Here is a 15,714-nt window from a genome sequence, read left to right as displayed (position 1 = left end):
TGTCGAGTCGAGCGAACGCGGGTCGCGCTTGAAGGGGCGCTCGGAAGGGCCGCCATGGTAACTCAACTCGTCCGCGATCGGTTCTGCCGATGCTCAGGACCGCCCCGGCGGGCGGTCTTCACTTGGGGTACAGCGGCGGCAGGTTACCGCTGTCGCCACCGGGCGCGACGGCAGGCTGGCCAGGCGGGATGCTGCCGATCGCGCGCCACAACTCGTCGCCATGCCAGTTCTGGCCGCTCTCGCTGTAAAGCGCCCCATTGAGTCCATCCAGGGCATCGGACAAGGGTACGAAGCGTGCGGCCATTTCGGCCAGCGTCTCGGGCTGCTGACGGGCCCAGGCATCGAGCGCCGGGCGGGTGGCATGCGGATCGTTGGCCTGGCAGGCGCGCTTGAGATCGTCGAGCAATGTGCGTGGGCTCGGTCCATTCTGCGCCGTGCGCAGCACTGCCGGCTGCGAGCGGGCGCGCCACCACAGGCCGAAGCCCAGCAGCGTGGTCAGCGCCAGGATCAGCGTTGCCAGTTGCCAGGGCCACAGCAGGCGGCTACCGCCCGCGCCGTCGGCGGCAGGCGTGTCGGTGCTCAGGGCCGGGTTGTCGTCGATCTGCAGACCACGGGCCGGCAGGCTGCTGTGTTCCAGATGGTCCTCCAGGGTGTTCCACCAGGTGACTTCCAGCGCCGGCAACTGCAGGTGGCCGCTGCGGGTGGGGACCAGGGCTTCGCGCTCTTCGCGGTTGGCGGTCATGCCGCGTTCGTTTATCTCGTTGCGCAGCAAGGGCTGGTCGGGGTAGCGGCGCAGGCCGGGTGCTTCGGTCGCCGGCAGCGGCGGCAGTTGGGTGCTGGACAGGCCCTCGGCGCGCAGGGTGATGTTGCGGGTCAAGGAGTCGCCGATTTGCGTGGGTTGTTGGCTGGGGTCGGGGTTCCAGCGCTCTTCCAGGGTCAGGCTGCGCGCCGGCAGCCAGGTCAGCCCGGCGGGCCAGGCGGCGGGGATCGGTTTGACCTGCAGGCTCAGCGGCAGCGAGCTGACTTGCACTTGGCGCCCGCTGTTGCCGGGCTGCTGGCCGCTGTCGGCGGCCGTGGCGGTGAAGGTCAGCGGCGGCAGTTGCAGCGGGCCGCTGCGCTGCGGGTAGAGGGCATAGCGGGTTTCGATCACGCCGTGGCGCACGCCGTTGATGTCCTTCTCGTAGGTGCGCGACTCGCCCAGTGGCTCGACCTTGACCTCGTCCAGGCGCAACGGGCTGAGGCTGCTATCGTCGTACAGCGACACCGAGTGATAGATGCGCACGGTCAGCACGGCCTGGGCCTGAACATAGACCTCGGGGCTGTCCAGGCTGGTCTCGATGAACACCTGCGAGGCGCTGTCGGGGCGGTTGGGATCGGCTTGCACCACGTGCAACTCGATCGGCTCGCTGCGGGACTCTCCCAGTTGCAGCGCCGGGATCTGCAGGCTGCCGCTGCGCTTGGGCAGCAGGGTGACGATCCAGCGGGTGCTGGCCCGGGTTTCGCCATCCAGGGTGCGCAGGCTGTTGAGCTGGCGGGTGCCGCGCACCTCGAAATCGCCCTCCAGGGCGCGCAGGTCGGGTTTGCCGAACTGGGTGACGTCCTGGCTTTCCAGGGTCAGTTCCAGGGTTTCGCCGGCCTCCACGCGGGTACGGTCGACGCTGGCCTGCAGCGCCGGTTGGGCCTGGGTGAGGGTGAGCCAGAGCAGGCCGAGTACAAAGACGCCGAGGCGACTCATCGTTTGGGTTCCTGATGCAATTGCTGTTCGTACCAGAACTTGCGCCGCAGCAACTGCGCCGGGTTGTCGGGGATTTCCCGCAACCACTGTTCCAGGGCCTGGCGCTGTTCGGCGTCCAGGCTGGTGGCGGCCGGTCGTTGCGGCGGTTGGGTGACGCTGTCGTCATCGTCGCCGGGGCTGCTGGAGCCGGTCGCATCGTCGTCATTGGGGCATTGCGGGCGTCGCGGCTGTCCTGGGCCGGACTCTGCTCGTCGTTGCCGGGCGTGCCTTGGGCGCTGCTGTTGGGGAACTGCTGTTGCCGTCGGTGTCGCGACTCGGGCTCTGTTCGGCCTGGTCGCTGTCGCTTTGCGCCTCGGCCTTGCCTTGGCGTTGCTGCAACAATTGCTCGACCAGCGCCTGGTTGTCCAGCGCCGGTTGCAGGTCGGGTTGACGCTCCAGGGCCTGCTCGTAGGCGTCGAGCGCGGCCTCCAGCTCGCCGGCCTGGGCCAGCGCGTTGCCGCGGTTGTAGTGGGCGGCCGCGCTGTTGCTCTGGGCGAAGGCCTGGGCCGCGCCGCTGTAGTCACCGGCCTGATACAGCGCCATGCCACGCCACTGCGGATCCTCGAAGCGTTCGGCGGCCTCGGCGGGGCGCTGGTGTTGCAGCAGGTGCTGGCCCTGTTGATCGGGGCGTCGCCACAGGTCCTGGAATTCGAAGGCCTGGCTGGGCTGGGGCAGGGCCAGCAACAGCGGCAGGCAGAACAGCCAGCCGCGCCGCCCGGCGCAGGCGGCCAGCAGCAGCAGCGGCAGCAGTAGCCAGTAACCCTGGTCGGCCCAGCTGTCCAGGTGCAGGGTCTGGCCGTCGTCGCGCAGGGCGCGCGGATTGTCGAACAGGCCCAGGCCGCGCAGGTCCAGGTCGTCGACGCGGGCGTGGCGGTAGCGACCGCCGCTGCCGGTGACGAAGCGCTTGAGCTCGGGGCTGTCCAGGTGCGGCACGAGAATGCCGCCCTGGGCGTCCTTGAGGTATTCGCCGTTGGCTTGGCGCACGGGCGCGCCTTCGGCGGTGCCGACGCCGAGCATCAGCAGCGAAGGCCCTTGACGGCCGAGGGCCTGACGGATGCCCTGGCGCTCCTGGGCACTGAGCGAGGAACCGATCAGCAGCACCCGGCCTTCGCCCAGGCCGCTCTGGGCCAGCAGCGCCAAGCCCTTGTGCAGCGCCAGGTCGGCGCGCTGGCCCGGCTGCGGCATGATCGCCGGATCGACCGCTTCGAGCAGGTTGCGGGTGGTGCCCATATCGTCGGACAGCGGTACCAGCGTGTGTGCGCTGCCGGCGTAGACGATCAGTGCGGTCTGGCTGTCGCGGCGGTGTTCGAGCAGGTCGAGGATCTTGCGTCGAGCTTGCTCCAGGCGGTTGGGCTGGACGTCCTCGGCGAGCATCTGCGGGGTGAGTTCGAGCAGGATCACCAGCGGATCGGCGGGGCGCTGACGGGTTTCTTCCAGGCGCTGCCAGCTCGGTCCGAGCAAGGCCAGTACCAGCAGCAGCCAGGCCAGGCCCAGGGCGATCCAGGGCAGTTTGCTGCTGCTGCCGCTGCCGCCACCGAGCAGCACGGCGTGGAACTGCGGCGGCAGGATCATCTGCCAGCGTCCGGCGCGCTGACGCCGATGCCAGAGCTTGAACAACAGCCAGGCGAGCACGGGCACGCTCAGCAGCCAGAGCGGGCGTAGCCAGTGTGGCCAGAGTTCGATCATCGCCGCCTCCTCAGGCGCAGGCGTTCGAGGCGCTGACGCCATTGCGGATGGGGCTGCAGGAAACGCGGACGACGCAGCAGGCGCTGCAGAAGGTGGTCGGGCCACTGCGCGGCGATCACCAGCAGTACGCTGAGCAGCAGCGCCAGGGCCAGTGGCCAGGCATAGAGCTCATGGGCGGTGCGCGCTTGAGTGGGTTGCTGGGCCACCGGTTCGAGGCGGTCGAGGGTATCACCGATGGCGTCCAGTTCGGCACCGTCGTGGGCGCGGAAGTAGGCGCCCTGGGTCAGGCTGGCGATTTCCTTGAGCGAGGCTTCGTCCAGGTCCAGGCTTGGATTCAGGCCGAGCAGGCCCGGTGTGCCGTTGGCGTCGGGATCGGCGCCGATGCCGATGGCATAGATGCGCACGCCTTCCTGAGCGGCCAGGCGCGCGGCGGTCAACGGGTGGATCTGCCCGCCGTTGTTGGCGCCATCGGTGACCAGCACCAGCACCCGGCTCTGTGCCGGTCGCTGGCGCAGGCGCTTGACTGCCAGGCCGATGGCGTCGCCGATGGCGGTGTTCTTGCCGGCGATGCCGATCTGCGCTTCGTCGAGGAAGGTGCGCACGGTGCGCCGGTCGAAGGTCAGCGGCGCTTGCAGGTAGGCTTGGCTGCCGAACAGGATCAGGCCGACCCGGTCGCCTTCGCGGTCCTGGAGGAAGTCGCCAAGCAGTGCCTTGACCAGGTCCAGGCGACTGATGTCTTCGCCTTTCCAGTGCATGTCAGGGAAATCCATCGAGCCCGATACGTCCACCGCGACCAGCAGGTCGCGGCCGCTGGCGGCGATCGGCATGGGTTCGCCCAGCCATTGTGGGCGCGCGGCGGCCAGCAGCAACAGCAGCCAGATCACCAGGAACGGCGCCTGCTGGCGCCAGGTCGGCAGGTTCAGGCGCGCGCGGCGCCCGGCCAGGCTTTCCAGTTCGTCGAGAAAACCCACCTTGAGTACCGGCTCGCCGCTGTCGGCGGTGGGCAGCAGCAGGCGCATCAGCCAAGGCAGCGGCAGCAGCGCGAAGATCCACGGCCAGGCCAGGTCAAACATGTTTGCGAATCCAGGTCTCGACCGCCTGGGCAAGCCCGGCGATGGCCTTGTCGTCGAGCTTGCACTCGGGCTTGTAGGCGCCTTCGACCAGCACCATCCAGCGCGTCAAGCCGGCGGCCGGGCAGCGGTTGTCGAGAAAGGCCAGCCATTGGCGGCCGTTGAGGGTATGGCTGTGGGCACCGGGATAGTGGTTGCGGCACAGGCGCTTGAGCAGGGCGTTGATCTGCTGCAGCCAGGCGCCGGCCGGTGCACCGTCATAGGGGCGCGGTAGGCGGGCCAGTTCGGCCAGCGCCTCGACCCGCACCGGATCGAGCGGCTGCTCGGCGCGCACCACCTTGCGCGGGACCGGGCGCCAGCGCAGCAGGCGCCACAGGCCCCAGCCCAACAGCGGCAGCACGGCCAGCAACAGCCACCAGCCCGGTGCCGGCGGCCAGATACCGATCGGCGCTGGCGCGATCAGCGGTTGCAACTGATCCAGCGGGTTCATTGGCTGCTTCCAGGGCGCTGGTTGAGGGACTCGCGCAACTGCTCGATCATTTCGCTCTGGGTGCTCAGCGGAATCAGCACCACGCGCAGTTTCTGCGCCAGCAACTCCCAGCGCTCGATGCGCGCTTCGGCCTGCTGGCGGTAGAGCAGGCGCAGGTTGGCGTCCAGGGTATCGAGTTCCAGTTGCGCGCCGCGCTGGGCGAAGCGCAGCAGGCCGGCGGCGGGCAGGGCATGGTCGAGCGGGTCGCTGATCGGCAGCAGCAGCAGGTCGCAATGGCGCGAGAGCATCGCCAGGTGCTGTTCCACCGCCGGAGTGAGCGCGCGTTCGTCGCAGATGACGATGGCCAGGCTGCCGGGGCGCAGCACCTCGCGCGCACGGCGCAGGGCCAGGCCCAGGCTGTCCGCTTGCGACACGGCTTCGGTGTGCAGCGCCTGGTTGATGCGCGCCAGGCGATTGAGCAACTGCAGCAGGCTCTGTTTGCTGCGACGTGGTTTGATCTCGTGGTGCTCGTGGTCGCCGAACACCAGGCCGCCGATGCGGTCGTTGTGGCCCAGGGCGGCCCAGCCGAACAGCGCGGCCGCCTGCGCGGCGAGCACCGACTTGAACATCAGGCCCGAGCCGAAGAACAGGCGCTGGCTTTGCTCGACCAGGATGAAGATCGGCCGCTCGCGCTCTTCATGGAACAGCTTGGTGTGCGGCTCCTGGGTGCGGGCGGTGACGCGCCAGTCGATGTTGCGCACATCGTCGCCGGCCTGGTAGACGCGAACCTGGTCGAAATCCACGCCGCGTCCGCGCAGCTTGGAGTGGTGCAGGCCCACCAGCGGGCTGCGCTGGCCGGGTCGGGAAAACAGCTGGATTTCGCGCACGCGGTGGCGCATGTCGATCAGCTCGGCTAGGCCGATGCGGATGCCGGGTTCGCTCAGGTGGGCGGCGGGCATGCGCGTCAGGCGACGGCGACGACGTCGAGGATGCGCTGCACCACGCGGTCCTGGTCGACACCGGCCGCTTCGGCCTCGAAGGACAGGATGACGCGGTGGCGCAACACGTCGAACAGCACCGCCTGAATGTCCTCGGGGCTGACGAAGTCGCGTCCGGCCAGCCAGGCATGTGCGCGCGCGCAGCGGTCCAGGGCGATGGAGCCGCGCGGGCTGGCGCCATAGGCGATCCAGTCGGCCAGCTCGGCGTCGAACTTGGCGGGTGTACGAGTGGCCATCACCAGTTGCACCAGGTATTCCTCCACCGCATCGGCCATGTACAGGCCGAGGATTTCCCGGCGCGCAGCGAAGATCGCCTGCTGGCTCACCTGGCGTTCGGGCTTGACCTCGCCGCCCAGCGCCTCGCCGCGGGCCTGCTGGAGAATGCGCCGCTCGACGGCGGCATCCGGGAAGCCGATCTTGACGTGCATGAGGAAGCGGTCGAGCTGGGCTTCGGGCAGCGGGTAGGTGCCTTCCTGCTCGATGGGGTTCTGCGTGGCCATCACCAGGAACAGCGGCGACAGCTCGTAGGTGCTGCGGCCAACGCTGACCTGGCGCTCGGCCATGGCTTCGAGCAACGCCGACTGGACCTTGGCCGGTGCCCGGTTGATTTCGTCGGCCAGCACCAGGTTGTGGAAAATCGGCCCTTGCTGGAACACGAAGCTGCCGGTTTCCGGGCGATAGATTTCGGTGCCGGTGATGTCGGCCGGTAGCAGGTCGGGGGTGAACTGGATACGGTGGAACTGCGCCTCGATGCCTTCGGCCAGTTCCTTGATGGCCTTGGTCTTGGCCAGGCCCGGCGCGCCTTCGACCAGCATGTGGCCGTCGGCGAGCAGTACGATCAGCAGGCGATCGACCAGCTTCTCCTGGCCCAGGATCTGGGAGGAGAGAAAGGTGCGCAGCGCGATCAGCGCTTCACGGTGTTCCATCGGCGACGGTTCCTGGAAATGGGCCGGGCGCTTGGCTGAAGGCGGGGTGCCGGGCAGGGGCACATACTTTAATCCATCCAGGGGGCTGGCGACCAATGGCCGCCGGAAAAATACCTGCGCCGTGCCCAGTCGAGTCCTACAGGAACACGAACTTAGCGATGAAGATCAGGCACAGCACCCACAGGCTGGCCGAAATCTCCTTGAATTTGCCGGTGCCGGCCTTGAGCACCACGTAGGTGATAAAGCCCAGGGCGATACCGTCGGCGACCGAGAACGTCAGCGGCATCATGATCGCGGTGACGATCGCTGGGATGCTGTCGGTGGCCTCGTCCCATTCGATGTGGGCCAGGCTGCCCATCATCAGCATCGCCACGTAGATCAGCGCGCCTGAGGTGGCGTAGGCGGGGATCATGCCTGCCAGCGGGGCGAAGAACATCGCGGCGACGAACAGCACGCCGACCACCACGGCGGTCAGCCCGGTGCGCCCGCCCGCCGCCACGCCGGCGGCGCTTTCCACGTAGCTGGTCACCGGCGGCACGCCCACAGCGGCGCCGAACACGCTGGAGGCGCTGTCGGCCTTGAGCGCCCGCGACAGGTTCTCGATGCGGCCGTTGGCGGCCACCAGGTTGGCGCGCTGGGCGACGCCCATCAGGGTGCCGGCGGTGTCGAACATGTGCACGAAAAGAAAGGCCAGCACCACGCTGATCATGCTGACGTTGAACACACCGGCCAGGTCCATGGCCATCCAGGTCGGCGCCAGGCTCGGCGGCAGCGAGAACACTCCGCCGTACTGCACCAGGCCCAAGCCCCAGCCGGCCAGGGTCACGGCGATGATGCTGATGAGGATGGCGCCGAACACGCGGTGGTAGCTCAGCACCGCGATCAGCAGGAAGCACAGTGCCGCCAGCAGGGGCGCGGGTTCGTGAAGCGAGCCCAGCCTGATCAGGGTCGCCGGGCTGTCGACGATGATGCCGGCGGTCTTCAGGCCGATCAGTCCGAGGAACAAGCCTACCCCGGCGCCCATGGCGTGGCGCAAGCTCAGGGGAATGCTGTTGAGCAGCCATTCGCGCACCCGCGACAGGGTCAGCAGCATGAACAGCACGCCGGAGACGAACACCGCGCCGAGGGCGGTCTGCCAGCTGTAGCCCAGGGTGCCGACCACGGTGTAGGTAAAGAAGGCGTTCAGGCCCATGCCGGGAGCCAGGCCCACCGGCCAGTTGGCGTACAGGCCCATCAGCAGGCAGCCGAGGGCGGCGGCGATGCAGGTGGCGACGAAGGCGGCGCCGTGATCGATGCCGGCGTCGGCCATGATGTTGGGGTTGACGAAGATGATGTAGGCCATGGTGATGAAGGTGGTCACCCCGGCGATCAGCTCGGTCCTGACCGTGGTGCCATGGTGCTTGAGCTTGAAAAGGCGCTCCAGCCAGTCGGGCTTGGGCGGGGTGGCGAGGTCCAGCGACGTGGCTTCGGATTTGCGGCTTTCCACAGCGAGTACTCCTCAAGTCGTTCTTGTTGTTCTGGAGCCCTGGTCCTGCGCATGCGCTGGGCGGCTCCGTGAGGGTAGGGCAGATGGCAGGTTTTCCTGACTGAAAGGTCAGGAACTTGCTCGTGGGATTATGCTTTTGTGTACAAAGAAAGCAAATAATGTTTTATCTTTCGTGCCCACAGGTGGCGTTCAGCGGGCTATAAGGGCATTGGGCCTCTGCAGAAACGCCTCAGCCTGTGTACAATGCGCCGATACCTTGACCCCCTTTTTTCACCCCAGGACTTGCCAGCCACCCTGCGACAGGTATTACAGTCGAGGCTCCACTGGCCGACCCCTTGTGCTCGAGTGCCCATGAACGAACAGCTGCAACCTCTGAAGAAGCCTGCGCGCGCCCCCAAGGCCGGTCGCAGCGGCACCCAGGACGACATCGTCTATGCGCACATCTTCGAGGCCATCCTCGAACAGCGGTTGGCGCCGGGTACCAAGTTGAGCGAGGAAGCGCTGGGCGAAATCTTCGGCGTCAGCCGCACCATCATCCGCCGCGCGCTGTCGCGCCTGGCCCATGAAAGTGTGGTGCTGCTGCGGCCCAACCGCGGCGCGGTGGTCGCCAGCCCGACGGTGGAGGAGGCGCGCCAGGTGTTCTTCTCACGGCGTATGGTCGAGCGCGCCATCACCGAACTGGCCGTTCAGCACGCCAGCGTCGAACAGCTCAACGAACTGCGCCAGATGGTGCGTGAGGAGCGCGACAGTTTCTCGCGCGGCGACCGCGGTGCCGGCATCCGCCTCTCCGGCGAGTTTCACCTCAAGTTGGCCGAGGCAGCAGGCAACGCGCCACTGGTCAGCTTCCAGCGCAGCCTGGTGTCGCAGACCTCGCTGATCATCGCCCAATATGAAAGCGGCAACCGTTCCCACTGCTCCTACGACGAGCACATGCAACTGATCGATGCCATCGAGGCGCGCGATGCCAGTCAGGCAGTGAGCTTGATGATGCACCACATGGATCACATCGACAGCAAGCTCAATCTCGATGAAGACAGCGCCTCGGACGATCTGCACGCGGTGTTCTCGCACTTGCTGAACAAGTCCAAGGGCTGATCGTCTGCCGCGCTGATCGAGGACCGCTGCACAGCCCCTGGCCGGGCTGGGCAGCGGTTTTTTTTCATCCGCGCCGATGGACCGAACGCCCGGCGGCGAAGGTCTCGCGCACGGTGCGATCGTCGCCCAGGGTGGTCAGCACGAACAAGGTTTCCTCGATGCTGCGCGACTGCTGGATGCGGTAGTCCAGCAGTGGCGTGGCCTTGTAGTCGAGTACCACGAAGTCGGCGTCGTTGCCGGGGCGCAGGCTGCCGATGCGGTCGTCCAGGCGCAACGCGCGGGCGCCCCCCAGAGTCGCCAGGTACAGCGACTTGAATGGGTGCAGGCGCACGTCCTGCAACTGCATCACTTTGTAAGCCTCGTTCAGGGTGTTGAGCAGCGAGAAGCTGGTGCCGGCGCCGACGTCCGTGCCCAGGCCCACGTTGACCTTGAAGCGCTCGGCCTGGGGCAGGTTGAACAGACCGCTGCCCAGGAACAGGTTCGAGGTGGGGCAGAAGGCCACGGCCGAGCCCGTGTCGGCCAGGCGCTGGCATTCCTTGTCGCACAGGTGCACGCCGTGGGCGAAGATCGAGCGCTCGCCGAGCAGTTCGAAGTGATCGTAGACATCCAGGTAGCCGCTGCGCTCGGGGAACAGCGCCTTGACCCACTCGATTTCCTTGAGGTTCTCCGACAGGTGAGTGTGCAGATAGACGCCGGGATGCTCCTTGAGCAAGCGACCGGCCATGGCCAGTTGCTCGGGGGTGCTGGTGGGGGCGAAACGTGGGGTCACGGCGTAGTGCAGGCGGCCCTTGCCGTGCCAGCGCTGGATCAGCGCCTTGCTGTCGGTGTAGCTGGATTCGGCGCTGTCGGTGAGGTAGTCGGGGGCGTTGCGGTCCATCATCACCTTGCCGGCGATCAGGCGCAGGTCCAGGCGCTCGGCGTGCTCGAACAGCGCATTGACCGATTCGGGGTGCACACTGCCGAACACCAGGGCGGTGGTGGTGCCGTTGCGCAGCAGTTCGGCGAGAAACCGCTTGGCCACCTCATCGGCATGGGCCTTGTCGGCAAATTGCCGTTCGCAGGGGAAGGTGTAGGTGTTGAGCCAGTCCAGCAACTGTTCGCCGTAGGAGCCGATCATGCCGGTCTGCGGGAAATGGATGTGGGTGTCGATGAAGCCCGGCGTGATCAGCGCGTCCTGGTGGTGCACCACCTCGATGTCGGCATCGAGGGTCGGCAGCAGGTCGGCGGCGTGGCCCACGGCGCTGATACGGCCCTGGTCGACCACCAGCAGACCGTCTTCGAAATACTCGTGGGAGGCCTGCAGGCCGACCTCGGCGGGGTCGGCGATGCTGTGCAGGATGGCGGCTCGGTAGGCTTTGCGAGTGGCAGTCATGAAACGCTCTTCAAATGGCGTGGCTGCGCCGGGAGGGCGGCAGCAACTGGGCAATGGGGCCTGCATTGGCACCAGCGTCGTGCTGGCCGAAACAGGCGTTGTAGGTGGCGATGATCTCGCCGGCGATGGACACGGCGATCTCGATGGGCAGCTTGCCTTTGACCTGCGCCAGCCCCATGGGACAGCGCATGCGTGCCACCACCGCGTCGTCGTAGCCGCGCTCGCGCAGGCGGTGTTCGAACTTGACCCGTTTGGTTTTCGAGCCGATCAGGCCGAACCAGGTGAAGTCGTTGCGCGCGAGAATGGCGGCGGTCAGTTCCAGGTCCAGCTGATGGTTGTGGGTCATGACGATGCAGTAGCTGCCCACTGGCAGCTCGGCCACTTCGTCGACCGGCTCTTCGCTGAGCACCTGGGTCACCCCGTGGGGTATCGACGGCGGGAACTCGTCCGGGCGCGAGTCGATCCAGCGCACCCGGCAAGGCAGCGCGGCGAGCAAGGGTACCAGAGCCCGTCCGACATGGCCCGCGCCGAACACGGCGATCTGCGCCTGCACGGGGCCATGGGTTCGAACAGCAGCACCGTCACGCCGCCACAGCACTGGCCCAGGCTGGCGCCCAGGCTGAAGCGCTCCAGATGCGGTGTGCTGCGCTGCTCGGCGAGCATCTGCCGGGCAATGTGCAGGGCCTTGAACTCCAGGTGCCCGCCGCCGATGGTGTCGAACAGCTGGCTGGCGCTGACCACCATCTTCGAGCCGGCATTGCGCGGCGTCGAGCCGCGCTCCTCGATGATGGTCACCAGTACACAGGGTTCGCCACGGGCCTGATGATCGGCGAGGGCAGTGATCCATTCGTGCATGTGCTGAATCCTCGGTGAGGCCGGTGTCGTCAGGGGGCGACGGTTTCCGCCACGGGCTGGGTGGCGAGTGGCTGCATGCGCGCCTGGCGCATCTGTTCGCAGCCCCAGAGTACGCGTTCGGGTGTGGCGGGCGCGTCGATCTGCGGCTGCACGCGATAGTCGGCCAGGCTCGCCACGGCGTCTTTGAGCGCGCACCAGGCGGCGATGCCGAGCATGAACGGCGGCTCGCCGACGGCCTTGGAATGGAACACCGTGTCCTCGGGGTTCTTGCGGTTCTCCACCAGCTTCACCCGCAGGTCCGGCGGCATGTCGGCCACCGCCGGGATCTTGTAGCTGGCCGGGCCGTTGGTCACCAGCTTGCCCTTGGCGTTCCACACCAGCTCTTCGGTGGTCAGCCAGCCCACGCCCTGGATGAACCCGCCTTCGACCTGGCCGATGTCGATGGCCGGGTTCAACGAGTCGCCGACGTCATGCAGGATGTCGGCGCGCAGCATCTTGTATTCGCCGGTGAGGGTGTCGATGAGCACTTCCACGCAGGCGGCACCGAAGGCGTAGTAGTAGAACGGCCGGCCGCGGGCCTGGCTGCGGTCGTAGTAGATCTTCGGCGTGCGGTAGAAGCCGGTGCTCGACAGCGAGACCTGACCGAAGTAGGCCTGTTGCACCAGTTGTTCGAAGCTCAGCAGTTGTTCGCGCACGCGCACGTGGCCGTTGCGGAATTCGACGTCTTCTTCGCTGACCTGGTAGTGCCGGGCGGCGAACTCGGTCAGGCGCCGCTTGAGAATCTCGGCGGCGTTCTGGGCGGCTTTGCCGTTCAGGTCGGCGCCGCTGGAGGCCGCGGTGGGCGAGGTATTGGGCACTTTGTCGGTGTTGGTGGCGGTGATCTGGATGCGCTCGATGTCGACCTGGAACACCTGTGCCACCACCTGGGCGACCTTGGTGTTCAGGCCCTGGCCCATCTCGGTGCCGCCGTGGTTCAGGTGAATGCTGCCGTCGGTGTAGAGGTGGATCAGCGCACCGGCCTGGTTGAGGAAGGTGGCGGTGAAGGAGATGCCGAACTTCACCGGCGTCAGGGCCAGGCCCTTCTTCAGGACGGGGTTGGCGGCATTGAACTGGCGGATGGCTTCGCGGCGTTCGGCGTACTGGCTGCTGACTTCCAGCTCGGCGGTCATTTCCTCGAGCAGGTTGTGCTCGACGGTCTGGTAGTAGTGGGTGACGTTGCGTGTCTGCTTGCCGTAGTAGTTGGCCTTGCGCACCGCCAGTGGATCGAGGCCCAGATGCCGGGCGATGTGGTCCATCACCTGTTCGATGGCGACCATGCCCTGGGGGCCGCCGAAGCCGCGGTAGGCCGTGTTGGAGGCAGTGTGGGTCTTGCAGCGGTGGCCGTTGACCGTGGCATCGCCCAGGTAATAGGCGTTGTCGGCGTGGAACATGGCGCGGTCGACGATCGAGCCGGACAGGTCGGGGGAATAGCCGCAGTTGCCAGCCAGGTCCATGGCGATGCCGTGCAGGCGGCCGCTGTCGTCGAAGCCAACGTCGTACTCGACATAGAACGGATGACGCTTGCCGGTCATGGTCATGTCCTCGACCCGTGGCAGGCGCATCTTGGTCGGTTGCCCGGTCAGGCGCGCGATCACCGCGCACAGGCACGCGGGGCTCGCGGCCTGGGTCTCCTTGCCGCCGAAACCGCCGCCCATGCGACGCATGTCCAGCACCACCTTGTTCATCGGCACGTCCAGTACCTCGGCCACCAGCTTCTGCACTTCGGTGGGGTTCTGCGTCGAGCAGTACACCAGCATGCCGCCGTCCTCGGTGGGCATGACCGACGACACCTGCGTCTCCAGGTAGAAATGCTCCTGGCCGCCGATGTGCAGGGTGCCTTGCAGGCGGTGCGGGGCGCTGGCCAGGGCGGCGCTCGAATCGCCACGCTGATGGGTGTGGCTGTCGAGCACGAAGTGCTTCTGGCGCAGGGCCTGGACCACGTCCAGCACCGGCTCCAGGTCTTCGTATTCGACGATCGCCGCCTGCGCGGCGCGGCGCGCGGTGGCCAGGTCGTGGGCGGCCACGGCCAGCACCGGTTGGCCGAAGTATTCGACCTTGTCGATGGCCAGCAAGGGGTCGCCGGGCATTATCGGGCCGATGTCCTTGAGGCCGGGAATGTCTTCGTGGGTGATGACGATGCGCACGCCTTCGAACTGGTAGCACGGCGTGGTATCGATGCGCAGGATGCGCGCGTGGGCGCGGTCTGCCGTACGTGCATAGACGTGCAACTGGTTCGGAAACTCCAGGCGGTCGTCGATGTACACGGCCTCGCCGGACACGTGCTTGTCGGCGCTTTCGTGACGCACGCTGCGACCGACGCCGGTACTCAAGTCCTGGCTGAACAGTTCGGCCATCTCGGCCTGGCTCTTGACGGTGTGATGGTTAGACATGGTCGGTCACCCGGGTCGCGAAGGACGGCGATTGCTGTTCGATGAAGTACTTGCGCAGCAGGTTCTGCGCGGTCAGCAGGCGATAGGCCTGGCTCGCGCGAAAGTCGCTCAGTGGGCTGAAGTCCTCGGCCAGCGCCTGGCAGGCGCGCTCTAGCGTGGCCGAATTCCACGGCTTGCCCAGCAAGGCGGCCTCGCAGGCGCGGGCGCGCTTGGGGATCGCCGCCATGCCGCCGAAGGCGATACGGGCGCCGGCCACCGTGCCGTCGTCCAGGCTCAGGTTGAAGGCCGCGCACACCGCCGAGATATCGTCGTCCAGGCGCTTGGAAACCTTGTAGGCACGCAAGGTCCAGTCGGCGCTGGCGCGCGGCACTCGAATCGTCTCGATGAATTCGCTGTCCTGGCGGGCGGTGATGCGGTAGTCGATGAAGTAGTCTTCCAGCGCCAGAGTGCGCTGGCGCTCGCCCTGGCGCAGCACGATCTCTGCATTCAGGGCGATCAGCAGCGGGGGCGAGTCGCCGATGGGCGAGGCGTTGCCGATGTTGCCGCCCAGGGTGCCCTGGTTGCGGATCTGCAGCGAGGCGAAGCGCTGCAGCAGGGCGCCGAAGTCCGGGTACTCGCTCGCCAGCGCGGCGTAGCAGTCGGTGAGGGTGACGGCGGCGCCGATTTCCAAATGCGTGGCGGTGAGGTCGATGCGCTTGAGCTCGGCCACGTGACCGACATGGATCATCACCGGCAGGGTCTTGTGCATCTGCGTGACTTCCAGCGCCAAGTCGGTGCCGCCGGCCAGCAGGCGCGCCTCGGGGTGCGAGCCGTAGAGCTCGGCCAGGTCGGCGACGGTCAGTGGCACCAGGCAACGTTTGTCGCCGCTGTTGAGCTCACCGGTCTGTTGCGGGGCGATGGCCTTCAGCAGGGCGACGGTCTGCGCCTGTCCAGCGTCGAACTGATCGGGGCAGGGCTGGGTGCAACTGCGCTCGGCGGCCTCGAGAATCGGCCGGTAGCCGGTGCAGCGGCACAGGTTGCCGGCCAGGGCTTCATGGGCCTGGTGCGGGTCGGAACCGCTGCTGTTCTTCTGCAAGGCGAACAGCGACATGACGAAACCAGGGGTGCAGAAGCCGCATTGCGAGCCATGACACTCGGCCATGGCCCGCTGCACGCTGTGCAACTGGCCCTGGTGCTTGAGCGCTTCGACGCTGATCAACTGCTTGCCGTGCAGCGCCGAGACGAAGGTCAGGCATGAATTGAGGCTGCGGTAGCGCAGGGTGTCGGCGCCGTGCGCGTCCTGGGTCAATTCACCGACCACCACGGTGCAGGCGCCACAGTCGCCACTGGCGCAGCCTTCCTTGGTGCCGGTCTTGCCCAGGTGCTCGCGCAGGTACTGCAGCACCGTCATGTTCGGGTCCAGCGCGTGCTCGCTGTGCAGCGCCTGGTTAACGAGAAACTGGATCACGGAGGAATGCCTCGTAGCGTTTTATTGTTGTTGGGCGGACTCTAAGCAAGCGCTGACCTCGGGGTCAATAATTTTCTGACCCAAAGGTCAGGATTTTGCCCGCACCT

Annotated in this window: 10 protein-coding genes and 2 pseudogenes; 1 reads left to right on the top strand and 11 read right to left on the bottom strand. The window is 67.0% G+C overall.

The annotated features are described in order from the left end of the window. Positions 1-118 precede the first annotated feature (118 nt). From GKC70_RS16585 to GKC70_RS16555, 7 genes and pseudogenes are all read right to left on the bottom strand, one after another. Positions 119-1,735: a BatD family protein gene (locus GKC70_RS16585; protein ID WP_342649319.1), complete on the bottom strand. Its 1,617-nt coding sequence runs from the start codon at positions 1,733-1,735 to the stop codon at positions 119-121. After that, positions 1,732-3,460 (bottom strand): annotated as a pseudogene (locus GKC70_RS16580) (tetratricopeptide repeat protein). The gene GKC70_RS16585 and the pseudogene GKC70_RS16580 overlap by 4 nt, the downstream one beginning before the upstream one ends. After that, on the bottom strand, positions 3,457-4,533 hold the full coding sequence (locus GKC70_RS16575) for a VWA domain-containing protein (protein ID WP_342649318.1): 1,077 nt from the start codon (positions 4,531-4,533) through the stop codon (positions 3,457-3,459). The pseudogene GKC70_RS16580 and the gene GKC70_RS16575 overlap by 4 nt, the downstream one beginning before the upstream one ends. Next, positions 4,526-5,020, bottom strand: coding sequence for a DUF4381 domain-containing protein (locus tag GKC70_RS16570; RefSeq protein ID WP_342649317.1), 495 nt, complete (start codon positions 5,018-5,020; stop codon positions 4,526-4,528). The genes GKC70_RS16575 and GKC70_RS16570 overlap by 8 nt, the downstream gene beginning before the upstream one ends. Then, positions 5,017-5,958: a DUF58 domain-containing protein gene (locus GKC70_RS16565; protein WP_039576400.1), complete on the bottom strand. Its 942-nt coding sequence runs from the start codon at positions 5,956-5,958 to the stop codon at positions 5,017-5,019. The genes GKC70_RS16570 and GKC70_RS16565 overlap by 4 nt, the downstream gene beginning before the upstream one ends. 5 nt (positions 5,959-5,963) lie before the next feature. Continuing rightward, positions 5,964-6,923, bottom strand: coding sequence for a MoxR family ATPase (locus GKC70_RS16560; RefSeq protein ID WP_039576402.1), 960 nt, complete (start codon positions 6,921-6,923; stop codon positions 5,964-5,966). A gap of 136 nt (positions 6,924-7,059) precedes the next feature. Continuing rightward, positions 7,060-8,379, bottom strand: a complete 1,320-nt coding sequence (locus GKC70_RS16555) for an NCS2 family permease (protein ID WP_342651541.1) — start codon at positions 8,377-8,379, stop codon at positions 7,060-7,062. A 381-nt stretch (positions 8,380-8,760) separates the two neighbouring features. On the opposite strand from GKC70_RS16555, the gene GKC70_RS16550 reads away from it, so the two are divergent. Next, on the top strand, positions 8,761-9,504 hold the full coding sequence (locus tag GKC70_RS16550) for a GntR family transcriptional regulator (protein ID WP_317871866.1): 744 nt from the start codon (positions 8,761-8,763) through the stop codon (positions 9,502-9,504). A gap of 64 nt (positions 9,505-9,568) precedes the next feature. Here the strand turns inward: GKC70_RS16550 and guaD are convergent, their stop codons facing one another. The 4 genes and pseudogenes from guaD to xdhA form a co-directional block, all read right to left on the bottom strand. Next, positions 9,569-10,876 (bottom strand): guanine deaminase, encoded by a 1,308-nt coding sequence (gene guaD / locus GKC70_RS16545; protein WP_342649316.1) that lies wholly within the window; start codon positions 10,874-10,876, stop codon positions 9,569-9,571. A gap of 10 nt (positions 10,877-10,886) precedes the next feature. Next, positions 10,887-11,731: pseudogene (gene xdhC / locus GKC70_RS16540) on the bottom strand (xanthine dehydrogenase accessory protein XdhC). Between the two features lie 29 nt (positions 11,732-11,760). Then, positions 11,761-14,160 carry a xanthine dehydrogenase molybdopterin binding subunit gene (xdhB, locus tag GKC70_RS16535; protein ID WP_342649315.1) on the bottom strand — a complete coding sequence of 800 codons (2,400 nt, stop codon included), beginning with the start codon at positions 14,158-14,160 and terminating at the stop codon, positions 11,761-11,763. Next, complete coding sequence (gene xdhA / locus GKC70_RS16530; protein ID WP_342649314.1) at positions 14,153-15,607, bottom strand: xanthine dehydrogenase small subunit; 1,455 nt, start codon at positions 15,605-15,607, stop codon at positions 14,153-14,155. Before xdhA ends, xdhB begins: the two co-directional genes overlap by 8 nt. Between the last annotated feature and the right edge of the window lie 107 nt (positions 15,608-15,714).

The organism is Pseudomonas sp. REB1044 (genome assembly GCF_038813925.1).
Taxonomy (GTDB): domain Bacteria; phylum Pseudomonadota; class Gammaproteobacteria; order Pseudomonadales; family Pseudomonadaceae; genus Aquipseudomonas; species Aquipseudomonas boreofloridensis.
This window is presented reverse-complemented; position numbering and strand designations above follow the sequence as displayed.

Excerpts from the sequence above, each read along its gene's own strand:
- GKC70_RS16585 (WP_342649319.1), bottom strand. The coding sequence starts at position 1,735 with ATGAGTCGCCTCGGCGTCTTTGTACTCGGCCTGCTCTGGCTCACCCTC.
- GKC70_RS16575 (WP_342649318.1), bottom strand. The coding sequence starts at position 4,533 with ATGTTTGACCTGGCCTGGCCGTGGATCTTCGCGCTGCTGCCGCTGCCT.
- GKC70_RS16570 (WP_342649317.1), bottom strand. The coding sequence starts at position 5,020 with ATGAACCCGCTGGATCAGTTGCAACCGCTGATCGCGCCAGCGCCGATC.
- GKC70_RS16565 (WP_039576400.1), bottom strand. The coding sequence starts at position 5,958 with ATGCCCGCCGCCCACCTGAGCGAACCCGGCATCCGCATCGGCCTAGCC.
- GKC70_RS16560 (WP_039576402.1), bottom strand. The coding sequence starts at position 6,923 with ATGGAACACCGTGAAGCGCTGATCGCGCTGCGCACCTTTCTCTCCTCC.
- GKC70_RS16550 (WP_317871866.1), top strand. The coding sequence starts at position 8,761 with ATGAACGAACAGCTGCAACCTCTGAAGAAGCCTGCGCGCGCCCCCAAG.
- guaD (WP_342649316.1), bottom strand. The coding sequence starts at position 10,876 with ATGACTGCCACTCGCAAAGCCTACCGAGCCGCCATCCTGCACAGCATC.
- xdhB (WP_342649315.1), bottom strand. The coding sequence starts at position 14,160 with ATGTCTAACCATCACACCGTCAAGAGCCAGGCCGAGATGGCCGAACTG.